We start from the raw sequence: 21,878 nt of genomic DNA on the forward strand, positions 1-21,878 counted from the left end.
GGGGCGACACCCGGTGATTCTTCGGGGTCCAGGGCCTGCGGGGTGCGGGAACCCGTCACTAGGATCGAGACGTTGATCCGGTATCCGAAGCACCACTGGGGCTCCCCGCCCCTGGACACCACATGGGAGGACTCGTGGGAGTCAGTCTCAGCAAGGGCGGCAACGTATCGCTGACGAAGGAGGCCCCCGGCCTGACCGCGGTCCTCGTCGGTCTCGGGTGGGACGTCCGGACCACCACCGGCACCGACTTCGACCTGGACGCCAGCGCGCTGCTGCTGAACTCGGCGGGCAAGGTCGCCAGCGACCAGAACTTCGTCTTCTTCAACAACCTCAAGAGCCCCGACGGCTCGGTGGAGCACACCGGCGACAACCTCACCGGTGAGGGCGAGGGCGACGACGAGGCGATCAAGGTCAACCTGGCCGCGGTCCCCGCCGACGTCGACAAGATCGTGTTCCCGGTGTCGATCTACGACGCCGACAACCGCCAGCAGTCCTTCGGGCAGGTCCGCAACGCGTTCATCCGTGTGGTGAACCAGGCCGGCGGTGCCGAGATCGCCCGCTACGACCTGTCCGAGGACGCCTCGACGGAGACCGCCATGGTCTTCGGCGAGCTGTACCGCAACGGCGCCGAGTGGAAGTTCCGCGCCATCGGCCAGGGCTACGCCTCGGGCCTGCGCGGCATCGCCCAGGACTTCGGCGTCAACGTCTGAGCCGTCCGGACGCCCCGGCCGCCCCCGAGGACCGGCGTCCGGGCCGTTCGAAAGTCCGCTCTGTCCGGCGCCGCACCGTTTACGGTCGGCGCCGGACGCGCAGGACAACCGGAGAAGCACCGCTAGGGGAGGACCAGCACAATGGGCGTCACACTCGCCAAGGGAGGCAATGTCTCCCTCTCCAAGGCCGCACCGAACCTCACCAACGTCATGATCGGACTCGGCTGGGACGCCCGCTCCACCACCGGCGCCCCCTTCGACCTGGACGCCAGCGCCCTGCTGTGCCAGGGCGGACGGGTGCTCGGCGACGAGTGGTTCGTTTTCTACAACCAGCTCACGAGCCCGGACGGCTCGGTGGAGCACACCGGCGACAACCTCACCGGTGAGGGCGAGGGCGACGACGAATCGATTCTGGTCGATCTGCCCAAGGTCCCGGAGGGCTGCGACAAGATCGTCTTCCCGGTCTCCATCCACATGGCCGACGAGCGCGGCCAGACCTTCGGCCAGGTCTCCAACGCGTTCATCCGGGTGGTCAACCAGGCCGACGGCCAGGAGCTCGCCCGCTACGACCTCAGCGAAGACGCCTCCACCGAGACCGCCATGATCTTCGGCGAGCTCTACCGCTACCAGGGCGAGTGGAAGTTCCGCGCCGTCGGCCAGGGCTACGCCTCCGGGCTGCGGGGCATCGCGCTCGACTTCGGCGTGAACGTCTCATAGGACCTTCACAGCCGGATGTGGGGGCCACCCCACCCACAGGACGCCCGGGCCCTCTAGAATCCGGTCAACAGTGAGTAAAGCCGAGTACGGCGCGGGGGAGAGCATCCCCGGACTCCGTCGGGGCGGTACCCCCAAAAAACGATTGGGTAGCCAGTGCTTCTGAAAACCTTCGGCTGGTCGTTCGCGATCACCGCGCTCGGCCTGGTCGCCGCGGTCTTCTACGGGGGGTGGGAGGCCTTCGGCATCGTGGCCATCCTCGCCGTCCTCGAGATCTCCCTGTCGTTCGACAACGCGGTCGTCAACGCCGGGATCCTGAAGAAGATGAACGCCTTCTGGCAGAAGATCTTCCTCACGGTCGGCGTGCTCATCGCGGTCTTCGGCATGCGGCTGGTCTTCCCGGTCGTCATCGTCGCGGTCACCGCGAAGATGGGCCCCGTCGAGGCCGTCGACCTCGCGCTCAACAACAAGGACCGCTACCAGGAGCTCGTCACCGACGCGCACCCGGCGATCGCCGCCTTCGGTGGCATGTTCCTGCTGATGATCTTCCTCGACTTCATCTTCGAGGACCGTGACATCCAGTGGCTGCGCTGGATCGAGCGCCCGCTCGCCAAGCTCGGCAAGGTCGACATGCTGGCGGTCTGCATCGCGCTGATCGTCCTGCTGATCACCTCCTTCACCTTCGCCACCCATGCCCACCAGCACGGCGGCGGCCACGTCGACAAGGCGCAGACGGTCCTGATCGCCGGTATCGCCGGCCTGATCACCTACATGATCGTCGGCGGTCTCTCCGGGTTCTTCGAGGACCGCCTCGAAGCCGAGGAGGAGCGCGAGCACGAGGAGGAGGAAGAGGCCGAGCGCACCGGCAGGCAGAAGTCGCCCGTCCTGCTGGCCGGCCAGGCCGCGTTCTTCATGTTCCTCTACCTGGAGGTCCTGGACGCGTCCTTCTCCTTCGACGGCGTGATCGGCGCCTTCGCCATCACCAACGACATCGTGCTGATGGCGCTGGGCCTGGGCATCGGCGCGATGTACGTCCGCTCGCTCACCGTCTACCTGGTCCGCCAGGGCACCCTCGACGACTACGTGTACCTGGAGCACGGTGCCCACTACGCGATCGGCGCCCTGGCCGTCATCCTGATGGTCACCATCCGGTACGAGATCAACGAGGTCATCACCGGCCTGGTCGGCGTCGTCCTGATCGCCTGGTCGTTCTGGTCCTCCGTGCGGCGCAACCAGCGGCTGGAGGCCGCCGAGGGAAAAGCGGGAGCGGACGAGAGGGCTGAGGTCTCGTCCGGCGTCTGACGGGCGGCCCGGAGACGCGACCGGGCCGAAAAGGAGGGTGTGACACCCTCCAGGTTGAGGAACGCTTCGTTCGGGGCGGCCGACTCGGTCGGCCGCCCCGTGGCGTCGGGAAGAGTCTCTGGGGGCGGGAATGGGTTTCTTCGACGGGCTGCGGGGCGGGAAGGCGGCCGAGTTCGACTCGGGCAGCGCCGCGTCCAACGCCATAGAGCTCACCAAGCGGCACCAGCAGGTGTCCCTCACCAAGCAGGGCGCGGCCACCGGCAACCTGCGCGTCAACCTGACCTGGCGGATGCGGACGCCGGACTTCGACGGCGCGCAGCGCACGAGCCTGTTCCGGCACCCCTTCAAGGCGCTCCGGCCGCCGGAGGTGCTCGGGCACGGGCAGAGCATGGTCAACGTCGACCTCGACCTCGGCGCGCTGTACGAGCTGTCCGACGGGACCAAGGGGGTCGTCCAGCCGCTCGGCGGCCTGCTCGGGGACGTGAACGCACCGCCGTACGTCAAGCTCAGCGGCGACGACCGGTTCGGGTCCGCGTCCGGCGAGACGATGTACGTCAACCTCGATCACCGGGACGACATCAAGCGGCTGCTGGTCTTCGTGTACATCTACGACCAGACACCGGCCTTCGACCGTACGCACGCGATCGTCACGCTCTACCCGAGCAACGGGCCGCGGATCGAGATCGGCCTGGACGAACGGCATCCGCAGGCGCGGTCCTGCGCGGTGGTGATGATCGAGAACGTGAAGGGCGAACTGGTCGTCCGGCGCGAGGTGAAGTTCGTCTACGGCTTCCAGGGCGAGCTGGACCGGCTGTACGGGTGGGGGCTCCAGTGGGGGCGGGGGTACAAGGCGAAGGCGGACAAGTAGTCCGCCTCCGGGCCCGGGAGGGTCACCGCCCGATGAACTGCGGCCCCTGCGGCGGCAGCCGGAAGTCCGTGTTCGGGACCGTCGTCACCGGGACGGGGGCCGGGGGCGGGTAGCCGTAGCCCGACGGGGCCTGCGGCTGGGGATAGCCGTAGGCCGGCTGGGCCGCCGAGGTGGGCTGGGGGTAGCCGTAGGCGGGCTGGGCGGGGACCGAGGTCGGCTGTTCCGGCGGCAGGGGCTGGGAGGGCGGGGGCTCCTCCATCGGCTCCGACTCGTCCACCGAGATGCCGAAGTCCGTCGCCAGGCCCTTGAGGCCGTTGGAGTAGCCCTCGCCGAGCGCGCGGAACTTCCAGCTCTCGCCCCTGCGGTACAGCTCGCCGCAGATCAGGGCCGTCTCGGCGCCGGTCTCCGGCTTGACGTCGAAATGGGCCAGCGGCTCGCCGTCGGGCACCGTGGCGTCGTACAGCAGGATGCGCAGGGAGGGTACGTGCTCGAACGGGATGCCGTCCGCCGACGCGACCAGGAGGATTCGGCCGACGCTGGGCTCGACACCGGGGAGATCTGTCTGGATCGTGTCGGTGAGGCCCTCGGCCACCCGCTTCTTGCCGAGCCGCCAGACCTTCCCGGAGGGGTGCCGGGGCTGGTTGTAGAAAACGAAGTCCTCGTCGGAGCGCACACGACCGTCGGGGCCGAGGAGCAGCGCCGAGGCGTCGACGTCAGGGACCCCCTGCCCGGGTGTCCAGTGCAGCACGGCCCGGACCGTGGTGACATCCAGCGGGACGTTCGACCCCTTCAGCATCGCGTGCGTCATGCGGTCATCCTGCCCTCTAGGTGCTGGTCACGACAATGCGGGGGCCCCCGCGACCGACACGGGCGGGTTACCTGAAATTCATGCCCGGCGGGAACCCTCGACATGGCTTTGTACGTACTATTACCGGCCACCCTTTACCCATTTCACAGGCTCGGCCCACGCCATGGGGGAGTTTTATGCGTCATTTCGGGCACATCGCCTCTGAGGTGCGACAGCGTCTCTTCCACCAGGAGCCGTGCGAGTTCACCGCCGACTCCCCGGCCCGGCTCCTCGCCGCGGCCCTGGGGGCCACGCTGTACAGCCCGGCCACCCGGCCGAAGCTCGCCGACGACATCGTCAAGCAGGCCGGGCTCGGCGTGGTCTCGATGGTGCTGTGCCTGGAGGACTCCATCGGCGACGAGGACGTGCCGGCCGGCGAGGAGAACCTCGTCCGGCAGTTCGCGGACCTCGCCGGGCGCGAGCGGGCCGGCGCGGAGCTCCCGCTGCTCTTCATCCGGGTGCGCGCACCCGAGCAGATCCCCGACCTGGTGCGGCGGCTGGGCGCGAGCGTGTCGCTGCTGTCCGGCTTCGTGTTCCCGAAGTTCACCGAGGAGCGCGGCATCCCCTTCCTCCAGGCACTGGACGGCGCCTCGGTGAGCAGCGGTCGCCGGCTCTTCGGGATGCCCGTCCTGGAGACACCGGAGCTGATGTACCGCGAGACGCGCGTCGACGCCCTGGAGGGCATCGCCCGCGCCGTCGACAAGTACCGCGACAAGGTGCTGGCGCTGCGCCTCGGGGTCACCGACTTCTGCTCCTCCTACGGGCTGCGGCGGGCCCCCGACATGACCGCCTACGACGTCCAGATCATCGCGTCCGTCATCGCCGACGTGGTGAACATGCTGGGGCGGGCCGACGGCACCGGATTCACGGTGACCGGGCCGGTGTGGGAGTACTTCCGGGTCCCCGAGCGCATGTTCAAGCCGATGCTGCGGTCCAGCCCCTTCCTGGAGGGCGAGGCCGTGGAGCTGCGCGAGCGGCTGATCGAGCACGCCATGGACGGGCTGCTGCGGGAGATCTCCCTGGACCAGGCCAACGGGCTGCTCGGCAAGACGTGCATCCACCCGTCCCACGTCATCCCCGTGCACGCGCTGTCGGTCGTCAGTCACGAGGAGTTCTCCGACGCCCAGGACATCCTGAGGCCGGAACGCGGCGGCGGGGGTGTACTCCGGTCGGCCTACACGAACAAGATGAACGAGGTGAAGCCGCACCGGGCCTGGGCCGAGCGGACCATGCTCCGTGCCGAGGTGTTCGGCGTCGCCAACGAGGACGTCGGCTTCGTGGAGCTGCTCGCCGCCGGGATACCCGGGTGACGAGCCCTAGGGGACGACACGAGGAACCCATGAACATCGCAGTGAACCAAGGGGTCTGGTCCGGCAGCTGGGTCGCCGAGCGCCTCGGCGTCGAACTGGTGGGCGACGACGGCCTCACGGCCCTGCTGGGCCTCGCCCTGCGCCGCAACCCCAAGCGGGCCCACCTGCTGGTCTCCAACGTGCTCGGCAAGCACGTCCCGCAGTCCCCGTCCGTGGTCTACGGCCACGGCTTCGCCCTGGGCCGCCGGGTCCGCGACCTGCTCGGGGAGCGGGAGGCGGGGCGGGCCGTCGTCCTCGGGTACGCCGAGACGGCCACGGGCCTGGGCCACTCGGTGGCGGACGGGGTCGGTCTCGCCCCGTACCTGCACTCCACGCGCCGCCCGGTCGCCGGGGTCGAGCCCGCGGGCGGCTTCGAGGAGTCTCACTCGCACGCGACCTCGCACCTGCTGCTGCCGGAGGACCCCGCCCTGCTCTGCGGCGAGGGCCCGCTGATCCTCGTCGACGACGAGTTCTCCACCGGCAACACGGTCCTGAACACGATCCGCGACCTCCACGCCCGCTATCCGCGGAAACGTTACGTCGTGGTGGCTCTGGTCGATATGCGCTCACCGGCCGACGCGGAGCGGCTGACGTCGTTCGCCGCGGAGATCGGCGCCCGGGTGGACCTGGTGGCGGCGGCGTCGGGGACGGTGAAGCTGCCGGAGGGCGTCCTGGAAAAGGGACAGGAACTGGTGGCCCGGTACGAGGAGGGCGGCGGGGCGGGTGCGGCGCCGTCCGGCCCGCGCGCGACCGGCGACCGCACGACCCCCCACGCGCCGCACCTCACCCGCGTCGACCTGCACTGGCCCCACGGCCTTCCCGACGGCGGCCGGCACGGCTTCACCCCGGCCCACCGGATGCGCCTGGAGTCGGCCCTGCCCACCATGGCCGCGAGGCTCGCCGAGGCGCTGCCGCCCGGCACCCGCCGGGTCCTGACGCTCGGCTTCGAAGAGCTGATGTACGCCCCCCTCCGGGTCGCCCGCGAGCTGGAGGCGCTGGTGGCCGCCGAGGTGCGGTACTCCACCACCACCCGCTCGCCCGTCCTGGCCGTCGACGACCCCGGCTACGCCATCCGCACCCGCCTCGTCTTCCCGGCCCACGACGACCCCGCCGACGGCCCCGGCGACCGCTACGCGTACAACGTCGCCGGCGCCGGCTTCGACGCGGTCGTCCTGTTCGTCGACTCGGCCGGCGACACCCCCGAACTGCATGCCCCCGACGGTCTGCTGGCCCGGCTCGGCGAGCATGCCCCGCACGTCCTGCTCGCGGTCGTACCGTCGTACGCTCCCGCACCGACCGAAGAGAGCCCCGCCATGCTGCCCGAGCCCCTCCGCGGCCCCGCCTTCTCCTCGTACCCGCCGGAGGACGTCGGCTGGCTGCTCCAGGACCTCTCGGACGTCACGCTGGAGGCGCCCACCGAGGAGCGCGAGGAGGCGATCCAGAGCGGCGGCGCGCACTACGCCGAGTCGCTGCCGGTGGAGTACCAGCCGAGCGAGCGGTACCAGGCCCTCTTCCACGCGGCCCTGGAGACCTCGGCCGCGCGGATCGCGCGGGCCGTCGGCGTCGTCACCGAGACCGTGATGGCCGAGCGGTCGCCGCGCCCCGTCCTGGTGTCGCTGGCCCGGGCCGGGACCCCGGTGGGCGTGCTGATGCGCCGCTGGGCGCAGTTCCGCTACGGCACCGACCTGCCGCACTACGCCGTGTCCATCGTGCGCGGCCGCGGCATCGACGCCAACGCGCTGCGCTGGCTGGCCGCGCACCACGACCCGCGGGACGTCGTCTTCGTGGACGGCTGGACCGGCAAGGGCGCCATCACCCGGGAACTCGCCGACGCGATCGAGGAGTTCCAGGAGCGGGAGGGCGTCTCCGGTTTCGACCCGGAGATCGCGGTGCTCGCCGACCCCGGCTCGTGCGTGCGGACGTACGGCACCCGGGAGGACTTCCTGATCCCCTCCGCCTGCCTCAACTCGACCGTCTCCGGGCTGATCTCGCGGACCGTGCTGCGGACCGACCTGGTGGGGCCGCACGACTTCCACGGCGCCAAGTTCTACCGCGAGCTGGCCGGGGCCGATGTGTCGGTGGCCTTCCTGGACGCGGTCGCCGCCCGGTTCGGCGAGGTCGTGGACGCGGTGGACGCGGCCGTGAAGGAACTCGTCGTCGCCGACCGCACGCCGACCTGGGAGGGCTGGGCGGCCGTCGAGCGGATCAGCGAGGAGTACGGCATCCACGACGTGAACCTCGTCAAGCCGGGCGTCGGCGAGACCACCCGGGTGCTGCTGCGCCGGGTGCCCTGGAAGATCCTGGCCCGGGCCGGGGCGGGGGCCGACCTCGACCATGTGCGGCTGCTGGCGGAGCAGAGAGGGGTACCGGTGGAGGAGGTCGGCGAACTGCCGTACACCTGTGTCGGGTTGATCCACCCGAAGTACACGCGCGGCGCGACCGGGGCCGACGGCCGGGCGGTGAACGTCTGATGCCGGTGCTGGTGGCGAGCGACCTCGACCGGACGCTGATCTACTCCTCGGCGGCCCTCGCGCTGACCATGCCGGACCCGCGGGCGCCCCGGCTGCTCTGCGTCGAGGTGCACGAGAGCAGGCCGCTGTCGTACATGACGGAGACGGCGGCGCGGCTGCTGACCGAACTCGGGGACGAGGCGGTCTTCGTGCCGACGACCACCCGGACGCGCAAGCAGTACCAGCGGATCAACCTGCCGGGTCCGCAGCCGGAGTTCGCGATCTGTGCCAACGGCGGGCACCTGCTGGTGGACGGGGTCACCGACGCGGACTGGCACGCCGGGGTGCAGGCGCGGCTGGCCGCGGAGTGCGCGCCGCTGGCGGAGGTCCAGGACCACCTGCTGCGGACGGCCGACCCGGTGTGGCTGCGCAAGCACCGGGTCGCCGAGGACCTGTTCGCCTACCTCGTGGTGGAGCGGGAGCTGCTGCCGGAGGAGTGGGTGAAGGCCCTGGCGGTGTGGGCCGAGAACCGCGGGTGGACGGTGTCGTTGCAGGGGCGGAAGATCTACGCCGTGCCGAAGCCGCTGACCAAGAGCGCGGCGATGCGCGAGGTCGCGCGCCGGACCGGGGCCGAACTGACCCTGGCGGCGGGGGACTCGCTGCTCGACGCCGATCTGCTGCTCGCCGCGGACCGGGGGTGGCGGCCGGGGCACGGGGAGCTGGCCGACGTCGAGTGGACCGGCCCGGCGATCGGCGCGCTGCCCGAGCGGGGGGTGCTCGCGGGGGAGCGGATCCTGCGGGAGTTCCTCAAGGGGGTGCGGGGAGCGGGGGCCTAGCGCGCGTCCCCGCACCGCGGGTCAGCCGCAGCAGCCTCCGCCGCAGCAGCCGCCGCCTGCGCTCGGGGCACCGCCTGCGCTCGCGGCGCCGCCGGGCGAGGAGGCCGAAGCGGTCCCTCCCACCGCCACCGTCGACAGCAGCTTGACCGTGTCGTCGTGGCCCTCGGGGCAGGACGCCGGGGCCGCGGACTCGGCCATGGGGCGGGACAGTTCGAAGGTGTCGCCGCAGGTGCGGCAGCGGTACTCGTAGCGGGGCATGAGGACAGGCTAACGGCTGTCACGTCGAAGTGATGGGCATCACTGCACCTCAGAATTTCATGAGTGTTCCATTCTGTCCGATACTTGTGAGGAGATATTGAAAAGAACGCTGATAATTTAAGCTGGCCGCGAGGGAGCTGAAAGACCGGGGAAGTGGGGGGCTCGCAGCGCCGCGTTCACCGCGGCCGACGCCGCCCACTGTGTCTCACCGCGCGCGCAAGACCGAGTCGCGAGGGGAGACACAGTCGTGACGGACGCGAAGGGGCGGCCGAACGACCCGGAGGACGGCCGTGACCAGGCCGGGCCTCGGGGCGAGAAGCCGTTCGAACCGGACGCCACCCTGCATCTGAAGGTCGACGGCCTGCGGGCGGAGCACGCTCCGCGGCAGAAGGGCGACGACGCTCAGCGTGCCCAGGAGGCCGCACGCCGGAAGGCGGAAGCTCTGTGGCGCGAGCGGCGCGCCGGGCGGACCGAGGGGGCCGACGGCGCCAAGTCGGCTGCGGACAAGGGGGGTCGGCGCAAGAAGCCGGAGCCGCCACGGCATGACGAGACGCTGCATCTGAAGGTCGCCGAGCTGCGGTCGGACGTCACGATGCAGATCCGGGTGCTCGAACAGCCGCTTCCGGAACCGGAGTCGGCGGCCGCGGGCAGCAGGGCCGAGCGGCGGCGCAGCGCGCGGCCGACGCCGCGGGAGCGGGCCGCCGGTGTCCGCGAACGCCTCGGGGCCCTCGTGGGGCCCCGGTTGGAACCGCTGCTGCCGTACCTGCGGAAGCTGAGACCCGCCTACCCGCGGCCCGGCCGGACCGGCTGGCGGCGCTGGCTGCCGTCCTGGCGGCAGTGGCTGGGGGCCTGGCTCGGCGGCGTCGGGCTGACGGGGCTCTTCCTCGTCGCCGCCTATGCGGCCACGGACATTCCTTCCAATCTCAACACCTATGCCACCCAGCAGGACAATGTCTACTTCTGGTCCGACGGCACCCCGATGGCCCGGACCGGATGGGTGCAGCGCCAGGACATGCCGCTGAAGGACATCCCCACCGACGTGCGCTGGGCGGTGCTCGCGGCGGAGAACGAGAGTTTCTACTCCGACCCCGGCATCTCGGTGAAAGGCATAACCCGCGCCCTGTGGCGGACGGTCGGACAGGGGGACACCGAAGGTGGCTCCACTATTACCCAGCAATACGTGAAAAACGTCTATCTCACGCAGAATCAGACCGTTAGTCGTAAATTCACCGAAGCCATGATCTCCCTCAAGCTCGACAACAAGATGAGCAAGGACCAGATCCTGGAGGGCTACCTCAACACCAGCTGGTTCGGCCGGGGGACCTACGGCATCCAGCGCGCCGCGCAGGCCTACTACGGCAAGGACGTCGGCAAGCTGAACGCCAGCCAGGCCGCCATGCTCGCCTCGCTGCTGAAGGGCGCCGGGCTCTACGATCCGACGCTCAGCCAGGCCAACCACCAGCGGGCGGTGGAGCGCTGGTCCTGGATCCTGGACCGGATGGTCAAGATCGGCAAGCTCTCGCCGGCCGAGCGGGCCAAGTACAAGACGTTCCCCGAGCCGCTGTCGACCAACAAGGTCTACGACACCGGCAGCCAGAGCGACTACCTCGTGGAACTGGCGCAGCAGTACGCCAAGAAGGCCGCGCACATCTCCGACAAGCAGTTCGACCTGGGCGGCTACCAGATCTACACGACCTTCGACCGCAAGAAGGAGGCCACGCTCACCAAGGCCGTCACCCAGGCCCGCAAGGCGGCCCAGGAGAGCGACCCCGGGCTCGCGAAGGCCGCGCACTACGGCGCCGCCTCGGTCGACACCTCCGGACGGATCGTCGCCGTCTACGGCGGCCCGGACCACCGCACGCAGGGCTACAACGAGTCCAACGCGACCACCGTCCCGGCCGGCACCGCCTTCCTGCCGTTCGTGTACGCGGCCGGACTGCAGAACGGCGTCCACAAGGAGCGCGGCGGCGCCGTCACCGACGTCCTGCCCGGAACGCTCTACGACGGGGACGACAAGGTGTCGGTCACGACACCGGACGGGCCGTACTGGGACCGCAGCGGCAAACAGGTCCACGCCGACAACGACGACGGGAAGTCGTACGGGCAGATCAGCCTCTTCCAGGCCCTCGCGCAGTCGGTGAACACGCCGTTCATGCAGCTCGGCATGGACACCGGGCTCGACAAGGTGCGGTCCACCGCGGTGGCCTCCGGGCTGCTCTCCGAGAGCATGGGGGCACAGGTGCCCGCGCTGTCCATGGGCAGCTCCACCCCCAGCGCGATCCGGATGGCGAACGGGTACGCCACCTTCGCCGCCGGCGGCAGCCACACCGAGCCGTACTCGGTCTCCAAGATCACCCGCAACGGCGCGAAGGTCGCCCTGGACACCCCGAAGCCGACCCGAGCCGTCCGCGACGACGTGGCCCGGGACGTCGAGCTGGCGCTCACCGAGTCGTTCCGGCTGGCCCATCCGGCCGCCGCGGGCGGCACCCAGGCGGCCGGGAAGGCCGGCACCACCCACGCGACCGGAAAGGACACCGCCTCCTGGTACACCGGCACGGTCTCCTCCGTGACGACGTCGGTCGTCCTCTACCGCATCGACCTGAACAAGTCCCTGGAGCCGCTCCCGCTCAAGGGACTGGACGGAACCGGCGCCGACAACGTCCCGTACACGGTCTGGGCACAGGCCATGGGCCTTGGCTGACCTCCGAGGCCCCGACGCTCCCCATGCCACCCACCCGCAGAATGAGCCCCGCATGAAGCCCCGCACGAAGTCGACAACCGGCGGCCGTCGCCGCAAGGCGCGAGCCCGTGGCCGCCGTCCCGCCCGTCCGGAGTTCCTGACCCTGGCCGCCTTCCTGGTCGTGGCCTCCCTCGTCGCGGGTTATCTGGTGCTCACCAGACAGGACGAGACCACCCCCACCGCCTCCGGCACCAGGAAGGCCAGCCCGTCGGCGTCCGCGTCACCGAAGTGGGACGGCAAGACCAAGGTCCTCGGCGACGGCTCCACCTCGTACACCGGGCCGCAGAAGGGCCAGTTGAAGCCGGAGAAGCTCAAGCCCGGTGAGAAGCCGCCCCAGTTCGTGGTCTTCTCCTGGGACGGCGCCCTGGAGGGCGACGACCATCTCTTCTCGCACTACCGGGAGATGGCCAAGGAGTACAACGCCCACATGACCTTCTTCCTCACCGGCATCTACCTGCTGCCCAAGAGCAAGAAGAGCCTCTACACCGGGCCGATGCACCAGCCCGGCGACGCCGCCATCGACTACGCCACCGACGAGCACATCCGCACCACGCTGGAGCAGCTGCGCGAGGCGTACGACCAGGGCAACGAGATCGGCACCCACTTCAACGGCCACTTCTGCGAGGCCAAGGGCGGCGGCGACTGGAGCGTCGCCCAGTGGAAGAGCGAGATCGACCAGTTCTACAAGTTCACCGAGAACTGGAAGACCAACACCGGCTTCACGGACATCCCCGCCCTGCCCTTCGACTTCAAGCAGGAGGTCGCCGGCGGCCGCGCCCCCTGCCTGGAGGGCCAGCCCAACCTGCTCAAGGCCCTGAAGAAGTACGGCTACAACTGGAAGTACGACGCCAGTTCCCCCGGCGACCTGCAGATCTGGCCCTCGAAGAAGGACGGCGTCTGGAACTTCCCGCTCCAGATGCTGCCGTACGGCGACAAGATCCAGTCCCTCTCGATGGACTTCAACTTCCTCTACAACCAGTCCGACGGCGAGACCGACGGCGACCCGGCCCAGTACGCCACCTGGCAACAGCAGACCGTCGACGCCTACATGAACGGCTTCAACCGCGTCTACTACGGCAGCCGCGCCCCGCTGTTCATCGGCAACCACTTCGAGAGCTGGAACGGCGGCATCTACATGAAGGCCATCGACCAGATCATCCCGAAGATATGCACCAAGAAGGGCGTCAAGTGCGTTTCCTTCAAGGAGCTTTCCGACTGGCTCGACGCCCAGGACCCGGAGACCCTGACCCGGCTGCGCAGCCTGGACCCGGCGCAGGCACCGGCGGACTGGTCGACCGTCGTCAAGTGAGGCGCGCGGAGGGCAGGTTCCGGTTCCATAACCCTCTTCACAGCAGTCTCACACGCCGTGCGAAGATGCCGTCGCCCGGTTAGGTGTACCGGCGTAGAGGGGAACAGCATTGAAATCCAGAAAACTGAGCCGTAAGAGGAGCCGTGCGGCCATAGTCACGGCGGCGGCCGCGTCGGTCGTCGCCGGCGTCGCCCTCGTGCCCAACTGGAGCGCGGGCGCGGCCGTCGTCGACGACCCGACCGTGGACGCCGCGACCAAGGCGACCTTCCAGAAGCTGGCCGACGCGGTCTTCACCGACCGCACCCAGGCCCTTGTCTCCGGGGGCACGAAGAAGCAGACCACTTCTCGCTTCTCCGGAGACGTACGGCTCTCCAGCAAGCAGTCCCGCGCGGAGAGTTCCGCGCTGAACCAGCTGCGCGGCCGTCAGAACAGCATCGCCGAGCTCGGCGAGAAGTACAGCGCCGGCAGCACCCGGGTCACGCTCGACGCGACCCGGGTCACCGGCCGCACCGCCAAGGCCGACGTCACCGAGACCACGACGCTGACCTACGCGAAGGCCGCCGGCAACGAGCCGAAGAGCACCGGCTTCCAGTCCCACCACGAGCTGACCTTCAAGGCGGACCGGCAGGGCACCTGGCAGCTGACCGCGATCAAGGACACCGACGACGGCGGCCTCGCCGTCAACACGCTGTCCAAGCCGTCCGTGAAGGCGCCGACCACCGCCGACGACGGCAACACCACGCCGGACGCCCCGCGCGCGGCCACCACCCGCAACCCGGCGGCCGTGCCGAAGACGCTGACCGGCGGCACGTACGACTACAAGGCCATGGCGGCCTACGCCGAGAAGTACTGGAACAACTACAACGCGGACTACCCGGACTTCAACGGCCACGGGGCGGGCGGCGACTGCACCAACTTCGTCAGCCAGTCCCTCAAGGCCGGCGGCTGGAAGCACGTCCCGGGCTACGTCTACGACTACACGAAGTGGTTCGGCAACGCCGACATCCAGTCGGACTCGTTCGTCGGCGTCAACGAGTGGTCCTGGTTCGCCCAGAACTCCAAGCGCACGACGGCGCTCGCCAACGTCTACCAGGCGGAGGTCGGCGACGTCATCCAGGTCGACTTCGACCGGGACGGGTCGAAGGACCACACGATGATCGTGACGTACAAGAGCAACGGCATCCCGTACGTCACGTACCACTCGAACAACACCTACCGCAGGTCGCTGGCGAGCCTCGTCGCGTCGTACCCGAACGCGTACTACTACGCCTACCGCACCTGACCGTCGGCCGCCGGTGTGGCCCGCTGCTCCGCCTCGGGGTGGCGGGCCCGCCAGTACGGGTTGTCGTGCGGCAGGTTGGTGCTGACCCGGCCGTACATCCCGAACACCATCAGCACGAGCCCGACGACGAAGCTGAACAGCACGTTCTGGATCCTGAAGGCCAGGAAGTTCGAGTCCGTGTCGAGCAGGCCGAGGAACAGGAAGCCGTTCAGGATGAACAGCACGCCGAGCACCATGTTCAGCGTGGACGCGAAGTTCCCGCCGATCACCATTCCGACGAAGAGCAGCAGCCCGACGCAGATCGACAGCACGCTCAGCGCGCCGTTGGTGTTCAGGCCGATCGCGGTGTTCCCGCCCGTGTCGAAGAAGCCGATGTTGTCGGTGAGCCCGAGGATCCCGAAGGCCAGCAGAAACAGGCCCATCAGGCCGGCCCCGATCCGGTAGACCTGGTTCAGACGGTGGTCGACGGGCAGCGCCTCGTCGAAGCTGATCTTCCGCCGCGTCCCCGAGTGCGTGACGTGTGAGGCCATCTCCGCCTCCTGGTGTCGAATGCGGACGAATGCGCTGGCCTACCCAATATCCGCCCGGAACGGCTCCGCGGCAAACGCCTCAGGCGCCGGTGCCGCGCTCCTCGCGGATCTGCGCGACCACCCGCGCCGCCGACTGCCGTACCGCTTCCGTCTCCGTCAGGAAGTGCCAGTAGTCCGGATGCCGCCCCTGCAACGACCCCACCGCCCGGTCCAGCCGCGCCACCGCGTCGTCCAGCGGCCGCGCGTGCCGCGGGTCGGGGCTGGCCCGCCCCGACATCGCCAGCCGCTGCGCGTCCCGGATCGCGAACCGGGTCCGCTCGGTCTCCGCCTGCGGATCCTTCTGCACGGCGTTCAGCCGGGTCAGCCGGTCACCGGCCGCCGACACCGCCTCGTCGGTGGTGCCCAGCAGCGCCCGCACGGTGGACAGCAGCGACGTCGCGTCCGCCCACTTCTGGGCGTCCCGCGCGGCCTGCGCCTCCCGCAGCTTCAGCTCGGCCTGCCCGACGTTCTCGGCGGCCTGCCGCGGCACCTGCTGGAGGTCCTGCCAGCAGGCCGCGGCGAACCGCCGCCGCAGCTCGCTGAGGACCGGGTCGACCTGCCCGGCCCGGGTGGTCAGCGCCTGCGCCCGGGTCCGCAGGCTCACCAGCCGGTGGTCGATCTCGGCGGCCTGCTCCGGCAGCCGCTCGGCCTCGACCCGGATCGCCTCGGCCTCCCGCTGCACCCGCCCGGCGCGCTCCAGGGTGGCCTGCGCGCCGTGCTGCCCGGCGCCCTGGTTGAGCCTGGTCAGCTCCGGGGCCAGGGCGGCGAGCCGGGCGGCCAGGTCGTCGGCCCTGAGCTGTGTCCGCCGTACGGCGTCCAGGGCGTTGCTGGCCGCCAGCAGCGCCTGCCGGGCCCGTTCCACGGCGGGCGCCAGCCGCGCCAGCTGCGTCTCCGCCTTGCCGAGCAGCGGCCCGAGGGACTCCCCGAACCGGTCCAGCTCCCGCTTGACGGTCACGAGCTCGTCCTTGGCGCGGGTGATCTCCGCCCGGGCCCGCGACGCGACGGCGGCCTCCAGGTCGTCCCGGTCCAGGTCGTGCGCGTCGATGGCCTGGATGTACCGGTCGCTCGTCTCGTCGATCCGGCGCCCCAGCGCCTCGAAGTCGGAGACGGCGCGGCGGGCCGCGGGCGAGTCGTCGACGGCGGAGATCGTCTCTATCGAGATCCGCAGATCCCGCTGGGCGGTGTCCAGCTCGTAGAACGCGGCCGCGGCGGCGTCCTTCGCCGCCTGCGCCTCGGCCCGCTGCCCCTCGGCCCGCCCCCCGAACCAGCGCCGGGTCCCGCCGCCCGCGAACGCCGCGGGCACGGCCAGCGCGGCCAGCAGCGGGAGCCCCACCAGGGTGAGGGCGTCCCGCAGGGCGGTGCCGCGCCGGGGCGGCGGGGGAGGCGCACACGACTGTCCGGGTGCCGTCGTTCTCGCCGTCACATCCCTCTCCCCGTGCCGCGGTCGCGCGCCCTGTGCTCTGGTGGTGCGTTCATTCTCCCACCCGGTAAGGACGAACACACGGGCCGGTCAGTTCGCGGCCGGTGTGATCATTTCCTCGCGGCGGCACGGCGGGCGGCGGCCCCCGGAAACGCAATTGCGGTACGGAGTCCGGGACAATGTAGGCTGTCGACTCGTCTCGGGTGCGTAGCTCAGGGGTAGAGCGCCTGCCTTACAAGCAGGATGTCGGCGGTTCGAAACCGTCCGCGCCCACACCGGTCGGAGGCCCTCCGCGTGATCGCGGGGGGCCTCCGTGCATCAGGACACCGGCCGGCCCCGCAGGAGCCGTCGGGCACGGGCGGAGACGGCTCTCACCGACGCGCGAACCGGGTGCCGTACGCCGCGAACCAGGCCCCGGGCCCGTAGACCACGATCTCCTCGAACGCCGGCTCACTCACGGGCTCACCCTTCTTGTTCACGAGGTGAGTCGCCCGGTACACGGCGAGGGCGCCGTGGGGGAGCAGCTCGTAGCAGTGCGTCTCCCGCTGCGTCTTGCTGACCTGGCGGTCCTCGAACTGGGCCACGGGGCGGCTGTGGTCGACGAACTCGATCTGTACGGTCATCCCGCGAACCTAGCGTCCGCCGCCGGGCGCGGGCGGGGGTTCGGGAGGCCCGGGTCGCGGTCCCGCGGTACGGGGGTGTGCCCGTCCGGCTCGGGTCGTCACCGGGCGACCTTGTGGACGGTGGTGTCCTCGGGGTCCAGCCGCCGTCCGTCCTCGGACAGCACTTCCAGCGGACGCAGGCGTCGTCCCTGACGGCGGTCGACCAGCTGTGAGTGGGATTCGCCGGGGGCGAAGAAGTTCTGCTCCCCCCACTGCCGCAGCGCCACGACGACGGGGAAGAGCGCCTCGCCCTTCGGGGTCAGCACGTACTCGCGGTAGGCGCTGCCGTCCGAGGCGGGCACGGATTCGAGGACGCCGCCGGCGACCAGGGTGCGCAGGCGTGCGGTGAGGATGTTCTTCGCCACGCCGAGGCTGCGCTGGAACTCCCCGAAGCGCCGGCTTCCGTCGAAGGCGTCCCGCACGATCAGCAGGGACCACCAGTCGCCGATCGCGTCCACCGACCGGGCGACCGGACAGTCGCTGTCGTCGAAGCGCGTCCTGGTCACCATGGCGTCCCTCTCTCACGACGGTTGCAACATGCTACCAAGGCGGTTACCGTCCCGCTGGTAGCAAGATGAAACCAGGTGTGCGGAGGAACGCTGATGCCCGGCAATGGTGAGGGCGAGTCGCGAGGGGTTGTGGCCCGAGGGGGCGAGTCGCGAGGGGGCGAGACACGCGGGATTGAGGCCCGAGGGGGCGAGGTCCGGAGCGGGGGTGGGGCCGCGTTCGTCCTGTCCCGCGGCACCGTCGTCCTGTTCGCCGTCGCCTGCGGGGCCGCGGTGGCCAACGTCTACCTCTCCCAGCCGCTCCTGGTGACCATGGGCCACGACCTCGCCATGAGCCCGGCGCTCGTCGGCGGGGTCGTCACCCTCACCCAGGTCGGATACGCGCTGGGACTCCTCTTCCTCGTGCCGCTGGGCGACGTGGCCGACCGCGGACGGATCGTCGTGGCCCAGCTGCTGCTCCTGGTGGCGGCGCTGGCCGTGGTGGCCGCCGCCCGCACGGCGGCGGTCCTGCTCGCGGGCATGGCCGCGGTGGGGCTCCTCGCGGTCGTCGCGCAGACGCTGGTGGCGTTCGCGGCCTCGCTCGCCCCTCCCCGCGAGCGCGGCCGGGTCGTCGGTCTGGTCACCAGCGGCGTGGTCGCCGGGATCCTGCTCGCCCGCACCGCGTCCGGCCTCATGGCCGATCTCGCGGGCTGGCGCTCCGTCTACCTCGCCTCGGCGTCGCTCACCGCCCTGCTCGCCCTGGTCCTGTACCGGGCTCTGCCGCGCCGCGGTGCCGCCCCTGCGCCGACCCTGCGCTACGGAAAACTGCTGCGCTCCACGGTCACCCTGTTCGCACGGGAGCGACTGCTGCGGATCCGGGCCCTGTTCGGACTGCTGGTCTTCGCCGCCTTCAGCACCCTCTGGAGCAGCGTCGCGCTGCCGCTCAGCGAGGCCCCGTACTTCCTGTCCCACGGCGCGATCGGGGCGCTGGGGCTGATCGGTGTCGCCGGAGCCCTGGCCGCGGCCGTGGCGGGCCGCCTGAACGACCGCGGACTCTCCCGGCGGACCACCGGCATCGCCCTGGCGCTGCTCGCCGCCTCGTGGCTGCCCCTGGCCTTCGCCCGCAGCTCGCTCTGGGCCCTGGCCCTCGGAGTGGTCCTTCTCGACCTCGCCGTGCAGGCGGTCCACGTCACCAACCAGACCCTGATCCACGCGCTGCACCCGGACGCGGGCGGCAGGCTGATCGGCGGGTACATGGTCTTCTACTCGATCGGCAGCGCCACCGGCGCCCTCGCCGCGACCTCCCTCTACGCCCTGGCCGGCTGGGGCGCCGTATGCGCCCTCGGCGCCGGGTTCAGCTGTCTCGGGCTCGTGCTGTGGGTCCTCACCCGGCGCGACGCCCCTGACCCCGCCGCCGAGGTCACCGCTCGCGGCACGGACCTGAGTCCCGTCGTCCGCCGAGTCCCGCCCGTTGTCGGCGCGCCGTCCGCGTGAGCGGGGTCATTGCTCGGCGTGGGCGTGCTTGAGGCTGCTGCGGGCGTCCGTGCGGTCCGGTGCCGTGACCGCGGCCCAGAAGCGGTGCCCGCTGACGAACACCGCGAGTTCGTGTTCGCGGCGGCGCAGTTTCTCCACCTCGGCCTGCTCGTCCTCGGTCCAGCCCGGGGAGGCGGGCCGCTCCACCTTGCGCCAGCCGCCGTCGTCGCTGAATCCGTCCAGCGGCTCGACCGACCAGGGAAGCCGCTTCAGCAGGGCCGACAGCTCGGCCCGGACCTGATGCAGCTCCTCCTGGCCGGCGAGGAGGTCACTCGGGAAGTCATAGGTCGCAGCCACCCGGCAATGGTACGCCTGTTCGATTTTGGGTGGCGAGTCCGTTCGCGAGGCCCACGCGACGAGTCGTGGACCCCGGTTCCCGTGCGCCGTCACCGGCAGGCGACCCGTGGCTCCCCATGGTGAAGCGATGACTGCCACGACAACGCTTCCGCGACTGCGCGGCGGGCGACCGCGCCCGGGAATGAGAGTCTGGACGGCACGATCGCCTTCCCGCTCTGCGGGAGAACGGAGCAGGGGACAGGATGAGCGGGCAGCGGCGGACCTTCGTGAAGGTGTGCGGTCTCACCCAGGAGGAGCAGATCGACTGGGCCGTCGAGCTGGGGTACGACGCGATCGGGATCGTGGTCACCCCGAGGAGCAGGCGGTACTGCCCGCCCGAGCGTGCCGTCGCGCTCGCCGCGTACGCCCGCGGCCGGGTCCCGGTCTTCGCGGTGGCCCTCGAACACGCCGAGACGGCCGGGGTCGCCGAACACGTCGACACGATCCAGATCTACGAGCCGGCCGACATCCCGAACCTGGCGCTCGCCTCCGGCACCCCGCCCGGGAAGCCGGAGGGGCTGAGCTACTTCTTCTACGACGCCAGCGCCGGCAGCGGCGTCTTCGAGGCCATCCCCGCGTGGGTCGCGGACGTGCCCGGCAGGGTCGTGATCGCCGGCGGCCTCGACGAGCACAACGTGGCCGCCGTCATCGCGGACTTCGCCCCCTACGGCGTCGACGTCTCCAGCAGCGTCGAGACCGCGCCGGGAATCAAGAGCCGCGAGAAGATGGCCGCCTTCGTCACCGCCGCCCGGACCCCCGCACGGGAAGAGCGGGCCACCGGCGCCTAGAACCGCCGTCCGCCCTCGGCTCCCGGGCGGGGCCCGGCACGGACCGGCCACGGCAGCGATGCCGAGGCCGGGCGCGCCGGACCCCGTCGGCCCGGGCCGCCGGGTGGGGTCAGTGTCCGGGTGCGCGCAGTTCCCGCACGAGGCGGGCCGTCACCGGGACCGGTACTCCGTGGCGGTCCGCCGCTCGGAGCAACGCGCCTCCGATCGCGTCGAGTTCGAGGGTGCGCCCGGCCTCCGCGTCGCGCTGCATCGAGGACTTGGTGGCGGGCGGGAACGCGTCGTAGCGGGCGAGCGCCTGGGCCGGGTCCACGGGGGCGCCGCAGGCCCGGCTGACCGCGGCCGTCTCCGCGACCAGCGAGGCCAGTTCGTCCCGGTGCCGGGTGCGGGCCTCGCCGAGGGGGAGGCCGTAGCGGGTGGTGAGCAGGGCGAAGGGGGCGAGGAACGCCATCTTCGCCCACAGGACCGCCGTCTCGTCGTCCAGCACCCGGGTGACCGGGCCCGCTTCGGTGAGCGCCGCGGCGAGGGCGTCCAGACGGGGACGGGGCACCTCGGCACCGGTCAGGTCGATCTCCGTGAACGGGCTGCCGTGCTCGATCACACCGGGGGCGACCCGGGTCGACTCGACACGGATCACGGACGGTGCCACGGCGTCGGGCGAGTAGCGGGCGCGCAGGGCGGCGGGGTGCTCCACGCCGTTCAGGAACGGTACGACGAGGGCGTCGCCCAGCACCGCGGGCGGGACGCGGGTGAGGGCCGCGTCCAGGGCGGTGGCCTTGACGGCGATCAGGCAGACGTCGACCGGCTCGCGCAGGACCGTGTCCGCCTCGACCGGTGCCGTGAAGTCACCGAACAGCTTGCTGCGGACCTGGATGCCGCCGGTGCGCAGGGCGTCCGCCGTCGCCTCGCCGGCCAGGCACAGGACGCGGTGTCCGGCCCGGGAGAGCAGCGCGGCGAGCAGTCCGCCGACCCCGCCCGGGCCGAGGACGGCGACGGTGGGCCGGGGGCCCGGCGGGTCGGACGGGCCCGACGGGTGGGTCGCCCGCGTGGTGTTCGACATGGAGTTGTCCTCTCGTCGGTCGGCCCCGGGAACGGTGGCCGCCTCGGGAAGATCTTCGCAGGCGAGAGGAGCCTGCGGGAGACTGGGGCCATGTGCCGGAGTATCAAGACCCTGCGTCCGCCCCAGCTGGCCGAGGAGGCCACCGAGGACGAGATCCGTGCTGCCGCGTTGCAGTACGTCCGGAAGGTGTCCGGCTTCCGGGCGCCGGCCGCGCACAACCAGGAGGTGTTCGAGCGGGCGGTGGACGCGGTCGCCGCCGCGACCGCCGAACTGCTCGGGGGACTGGAGGTACGGGGCCAGGCCGTGCGGGGGACCGCGTAGGCGGCCGTGAGCCGGTGCTGGTGCTGGTGCTGGTGCCTGTGC

The 21,878-nt window shown here is 71.0% G+C and carries 21 protein-coding genes and 1 tRNA gene; 14 read left to right on the plus strand and 8 right to left on the minus strand.

Annotated features, from left to right (window positions below; translation table 11 throughout):
• Positions 1-134: 134 nt before the first annotated feature.
• The 4 genes from ACZ619_RS18690 to ACZ619_RS18705 all read left to right on the plus strand — a co-directional run bounded on the left by ACZ619_RS18690 (position 135) and on the right by ACZ619_RS18705 (position 3,594).
• Positions 135-710, plus strand: a complete 576-nt coding sequence (locus tag ACZ619_RS18690) for a TerD family protein (RefSeq protein ID WP_469599930.1) — start codon at positions 135-137, stop codon at positions 708-710.
• 141 nt (positions 711-851) lie between these two features.
• Positions 852-1,427, plus strand: coding sequence for a TerD family protein (locus ACZ619_RS18695; RefSeq protein ID WP_469599932.1), 576 nt, complete (start codon positions 852-854; stop codon positions 1,425-1,427).
• A gap of 153 nt (positions 1,428-1,580) precedes the next feature.
• Positions 1,581-2,726: a DUF475 domain-containing protein gene (locus ACZ619_RS18700; protein WP_469599934.1), complete on the plus strand. Its 1,146-nt coding sequence runs from the start codon at positions 1,581-1,583 to the stop codon at positions 2,724-2,726.
• A gap of 130 nt (positions 2,727-2,856) precedes the next feature.
• Positions 2,857-3,594, plus strand: coding sequence for a TerD family protein (locus ACZ619_RS18705; RefSeq protein ID WP_469599936.1), 738 nt, complete (start codon positions 2,857-2,859; stop codon positions 3,592-3,594).
• Positions 3,595-3,616: 22 nt separating this feature from the next.
• On the opposite strand, the gene ACZ619_RS18710 is transcribed toward ACZ619_RS18705, so the two are convergent.
• Positions 3,617-4,402, minus strand: coding sequence for a TerD family protein (locus ACZ619_RS18710; RefSeq protein WP_469599938.1), 786 nt, complete (start codon positions 4,400-4,402; stop codon positions 3,617-3,619).
• 176 nt (positions 4,403-4,578) lie between these two features.
• On the opposite strand from ACZ619_RS18710, the gene ACZ619_RS18715 reads away from it, so the two are divergent.
• The 3 genes from ACZ619_RS18715 to ACZ619_RS18725 are packed head-to-tail and all read left to right on the plus strand — an operon-like array spanning position 4,579 to position 9,076.
• Complete coding sequence (locus ACZ619_RS18715) at positions 4,579-5,751, plus strand: HpcH/HpaI aldolase/citrate lyase family protein (RefSeq protein ID WP_469599940.1); 1,173 nt, start codon at positions 4,579-4,581, stop codon at positions 5,749-5,751.
• A 29-nt stretch (positions 5,752-5,780) separates the two neighbouring features.
• On the plus strand, positions 5,781-8,261 hold the full coding sequence (locus tag ACZ619_RS18720; protein WP_469599942.1) for a phosphoribosyltransferase: 2,481 nt from the start codon (positions 5,781-5,783) through the stop codon (positions 8,259-8,261).
• Complete coding sequence (locus ACZ619_RS18725) at positions 8,261-9,076, plus strand: HAD family hydrolase (protein ID WP_469599944.1); 816 nt, start codon at positions 8,261-8,263, stop codon at positions 9,074-9,076. The genes ACZ619_RS18720 and ACZ619_RS18725 overlap by 1 nt, the downstream gene beginning before the upstream one ends.
• A gap of 21 nt (positions 9,077-9,097) precedes the next feature.
• On the opposite strand, the gene ACZ619_RS18730 is transcribed toward ACZ619_RS18725, so the two are convergent.
• Positions 9,098-9,334 (minus strand): FmdB family zinc ribbon protein, encoded by a 237-nt coding sequence (locus tag ACZ619_RS18730; RefSeq protein ID WP_469599945.1) that lies wholly within the window; start codon positions 9,332-9,334, stop codon positions 9,098-9,100.
• Between the two features lie 592 nt (positions 9,335-9,926).
• Between ACZ619_RS18730 and ACZ619_RS18735 the strand changes: the two genes are divergently transcribed.
• From ACZ619_RS18735 to ACZ619_RS18745, 3 genes are all read left to right on the plus strand, one after another.
• Positions 9,927-12,035 carry a transglycosylase domain-containing protein gene (locus ACZ619_RS18735; protein WP_469600093.1) on the plus strand — a complete coding sequence of 703 codons (2,109 nt, stop codon included), beginning with the start codon at positions 9,927-9,929 and terminating at the stop codon, positions 12,033-12,035.
• Positions 12,036-12,087: 52 nt separating this feature from the next.
• On the plus strand, positions 12,088-13,383 hold the full coding sequence (locus ACZ619_RS18740; RefSeq protein WP_469599947.1) for a polysaccharide deacetylase family protein: 1,296 nt from the start codon (positions 12,088-12,090) through the stop codon (positions 13,381-13,383).
• A gap of 109 nt (positions 13,384-13,492) precedes the next feature.
• On the plus strand, positions 13,493-14,665 hold the full coding sequence (locus ACZ619_RS18745; RefSeq protein WP_469599949.1) for an amidase domain-containing protein: 1,173 nt from the start codon (positions 13,493-13,495) through the stop codon (positions 14,663-14,665).
• Here the strand turns inward: ACZ619_RS18745 and ACZ619_RS18750 are convergent.
• Together ACZ619_RS18750 and ACZ619_RS18755 are read right to left on the minus strand one after the other, a co-directional pair.
• Positions 14,653-15,195, minus strand: coding sequence for a DUF4383 domain-containing protein (locus tag ACZ619_RS18750; protein ID WP_469599951.1), 543 nt, complete (start codon positions 15,193-15,195; stop codon positions 14,653-14,655). The two genes, ACZ619_RS18745 and ACZ619_RS18750, sit on opposite strands and share 13 nt — an antisense overlap.
• Before the next feature lie 79 nt (positions 15,196-15,274).
• The gene (locus ACZ619_RS18755) at positions 15,275-16,588 is read right to left on the minus strand and encodes a hypothetical protein (protein ID WP_469600095.1); all 1,314 of its coding nucleotides are present in this window, start codon (positions 16,586-16,588) and stop codon (positions 15,275-15,277) included.
• 267 nt (positions 16,589-16,855) lie between these two features.
• Here ACZ619_RS18755 and ACZ619_RS18760 point away from each other — a divergent pair.
• A tRNA-Val gene (locus tag ACZ619_RS18760) sits at positions 16,856-16,927 on the plus strand.
• A gap of 98 nt (positions 16,928-17,025) precedes the next feature.
• On the opposite strand, the gene ACZ619_RS18765 is transcribed toward ACZ619_RS18760, so the two are convergent.
• Positions 17,026-17,277: a hypothetical protein gene (locus ACZ619_RS18765; protein ID WP_469599953.1), complete on the minus strand. Its 252-nt coding sequence runs from the start codon at positions 17,275-17,277 to the stop codon at positions 17,026-17,028.
• Positions 17,278-17,375: 98 nt separating this feature from the next.
• Entirely contained in the window at positions 17,376-17,825 is a 450-nt protein-coding gene (locus ACZ619_RS18770; protein WP_469599955.1) for a winged helix-turn-helix transcriptional regulator, read from the minus strand.
• Between the two features lie 270 nt (positions 17,826-18,095).
• On the opposite strand from ACZ619_RS18770, the gene ACZ619_RS18775 reads away from it, so the two are divergent.
• On the plus strand, positions 18,096-19,295 hold the full coding sequence (locus tag ACZ619_RS18775) for an MFS transporter (protein ID WP_469599957.1): 1,200 nt from the start codon (positions 18,096-18,098) through the stop codon (positions 19,293-19,295).
• A gap of 6 nt (positions 19,296-19,301) precedes the next feature.
• On the opposite strand, the gene ACZ619_RS18780 is transcribed toward ACZ619_RS18775, so the two are convergent.
• Entirely contained in the window at positions 19,302-19,631 is a 330-nt protein-coding gene (locus tag ACZ619_RS18780) for a hypothetical protein (RefSeq protein ID WP_469599959.1), read from the minus strand.
• 242 nt (positions 19,632-19,873) lie between these two features.
• On the opposite strand from ACZ619_RS18780, the gene ACZ619_RS18785 reads away from it, so the two are divergent.
• On the plus strand, positions 19,874-20,458 hold the full coding sequence (locus tag ACZ619_RS18785; protein ID WP_469599961.1) for a phosphoribosylanthranilate isomerase: 585 nt from the start codon (positions 19,874-19,876) through the stop codon (positions 20,456-20,458).
• Positions 20,459-20,567: 109 nt separating this feature from the next.
• Here the strand turns inward: ACZ619_RS18785 and ACZ619_RS18790 are convergent, their stop codons facing one another.
• Positions 20,568-21,515 carry a ketopantoate reductase family protein gene (locus tag ACZ619_RS18790; RefSeq protein WP_469599963.1) on the minus strand — a complete coding sequence of 316 codons (948 nt, stop codon included), beginning with the start codon at positions 21,513-21,515 and terminating at the stop codon, positions 20,568-20,570.
• 90 nt (positions 21,516-21,605) lie between these two features.
• Here ACZ619_RS18790 and ACZ619_RS18795 point away from each other — a divergent pair, with 90 nt between their 5' ends.
• Positions 21,606-21,836 (plus strand): DUF2277 domain-containing protein, encoded by a 231-nt coding sequence (locus ACZ619_RS18795; protein WP_469599965.1) that lies wholly within the window; start codon positions 21,606-21,608, stop codon positions 21,834-21,836.
• The last annotated feature ends 42 nt before the right edge of the window (positions 21,837-21,878 follow it).

The organism is Streptomyces sp. NPDC104367 (assembly GCF_055583825.1).